Genomic DNA, 2654 nt, shown 5'->3' with positions numbered 1-2654 from the left:
CCTCTATTGCGGTTGCGGTGATTGGGATCGGGTGCCGTCTTGCTGGCGGTGTTGATTCCGCGGCGTCGCTGTGGGGTTTTCTCCGTGACGGTCGTGACGCGGTCACCGATGTGCCGTCAGAACGATGGAGTGAGCAGACACTCGAAGCGTTGCAGTCGGAGACCGGTCGGAACGTGCTGTGGCGTGGCGGGTTTGTGCCGGGCGACGTCGGTGCTTTCGATCCGGAGTTCTTCGGTATCAACCCGGCCGAGGCGGAGTTGATCGATCCTCAGCATCGGCTGCTGTTGGAGACTGCGTGGGAGGCGTGCGAGCACGCCGGATTGCCGACCGATGACCTGGTGGGAAGCCGCACCGGTGTGTTCGTCGGCATGTCCAACCCGGACCATGCGGCCTACGCGCATCAGCTCCCGGCCGGCGGGGGCCCCTACTCTGTGACCGGTAACCAGGCCGGACCGGCGTCCGGTCGGATATCGCATATCTTGGGTTTGCGCGGTCCCAGCATGACCGTGGACACGTCGTGTTCGACGGGGTTGGTCACCACGCACCTGGCATGTCAAAGCCTTCAACGAAACGAGTGTGACCTCGCGCTCGCTGGCGCGGTCAACCTGCTGCTCAGCCCCCGCACGTTCATGGCCTATACCGAGTTGGGAGTGCTGTCGCCCACCGGGCGATGCCACAGCTTCGACGAACGAGCGGACGGCTACGTTCGGGCCGAGGGGTGCGTGGTCCTCGTGCTCAAACGTCTCGACGACGCGATGCGTGACCAGGACCGCGTGCTCGCCGTGCTGCGGGGGGTGGCGGTCAATCATGACGGGAAGACGTCCCGGTTCACGGTGCCTTCGCGGCAAGCGCAGGAAGAGGTGTTCCGTGCCGTCCTGGATATTGCCGGTGTCGATCCGGCAGATGTTGGAATGATCGAAGCGCACGGCACGGGAACCATCGTTGGCGATCCGATCGAGTTCCGTTCCCTGGCCGCTGTCTACGGAACGGGACGAGACCGGTGCGCACTGGGTTCGGCCAAGACGAACTTCGGCCACACCGAATCCGCCGCGGGCCTGGTGGGGCTGCTCAAAGCCGTCTTGGCGGTGCACCACGGTGAGGTTCCGGCATCCCTGCATTTCCGACGGTGGAACCCCGCCATCGACCCGTCCGGCACCAGGCTGTTCGTTCCGACCGCCACGACGCCGTGGCCGGTCACCGGTGGTCCGCGGCTCGCGGCCGTGTCCTCCTACGGTGTGGGCGGGACCAACGCGCACGCCATCGTGGAGGAACCGCCGGCTCCCAGCCCCCCGGTCGCGTCGACGTCGTCCAGCAGCAGGGACGATTCTCTCCGCACGTTCCTGCTGTCGGCACGATCAGAAACCGCGCTGGGGCGTTCCGCTGTCAGGCTCGCCGACTGGCTCCTCGACGCCGGGACGGGGACACCGTTGAAGGATGTCGCGCACACACTTGCGGTCCGCCGCTCGCATGGCCCCGAGAGACTGGCGGTCGTCGCTCGCTCCCGGGACGAGCTCGTCCACCGCCTGCGCGCGTATGCCGACGGGGCACATCCCCGTCCTGAAGGCGTGGTCAACGATTATGTCCACGCCGAGCGCGCAACGGGGCCGGTGTGGGTGTTCAGCGGCCACGGCTCGCAGTGGCCCGGTATGGGGCGAGACCTGTTCGCCGCCGAACCCGTGTTCGCCGACACGATCGCGGAGCTCGACCCCCTGATTCGCGCCGAGTCGGGGTTCTCGCCGGAAGAGGTGCTGCGGGCCGGTGACGAGGTGACCCGAATCGACCAGGTACAGCCTTTGATCTTCGCGGTGCAGGTCGCTCTGGCGCGCACCCTGCAATCCCACGGCATCCACCCCGCCGCCGTCGTGGGACACTCCATGGGAGAGATCGCCGCCGCCGTGACCGCGGGGGCGCTGACCATGGAAGACGGTATCCGCGTCATCTGCCGTCGGTCCCGGCTGTGCGTTCCCGCCGCCGAAGCCCGCGTTACGGCGATGGCGGTCGTCGAACTGGATGCGGCCACGGTCCGGGCAGAGATCGACCATCTTCCCGACGTGGATGTCGCGGTCTTCGCCGCACCCCGGTCCACCGTGATCGGCGGTACCCGGGTCGCAGTCGAACAGCTGGTCGAAAGTTGGACATCTCGTGACGTTCCCACACGGATGATCGCTGTCGATGTCGCCTCGCACTGCACCTTGATCCGTCCAGTCGCCGACGCGCTGACCGCTGCGCTCAGCGACATACGGCCCGGGCAGCCGACGATCCGTTTCTACACCACGGTTCTGTCTGATCCGCGGCAGACACCCACGTTCGACGCCGCCTACTGGGGCGAGAACATGCGCTGCCCGGTTCGGGCGGTGGATGCCACGAGGGCCATCGTCAACGACGGACACCAGTTTTTCCAGGAGATCTCTCCGCATCCGGTGGCGGTCCATCCGCTTACCCTGACCCTAAGGGCAGTCGGGGCGTCGGAGGCCACGGCTGTGCCGACCATGGATAACAGGCACGATCAGGCCACAGCCGTACGGACGAGCATCGCGGCGCTTCATTGCGCCGGGCTCGACGTGGAGTGGCGGCGGTGGCACGGCGACGGAGCCCTGGTGGACGTGCCGCCTACAACATGGGACAGACACACCTACCTGATCAAACCACTCAGG

General features: G+C 66.8%; 1 protein-coding gene. It reads left to right on the top strand.

Going from position 1 to position 2654, the window contains the following annotated elements; translation table 11 throughout:
• Positions 1 to 17: 17 nt before the first annotated feature.
• Positions 18 to 2654: type I polyketide synthase (locus tag CV1CTNOD_RS14630; RefSeq protein ID WP_165485524.1), on the top strand; the 2637-nt coding region annotated here is incomplete at its 3' end.

This window comes from Protofrankia symbiont of Coriaria ruscifolia (assembly GCF_900634745.1).
GTDB lineage: Bacteria > Actinomycetota > Actinomycetes > Frankiales > Frankiaceae > Protofrankia > Protofrankia californiensis.
The sequence above is the reverse complement of the archived record's forward strand: the minus strand, read 5'-3'. Positions and strand labels throughout refer to the sequence as shown.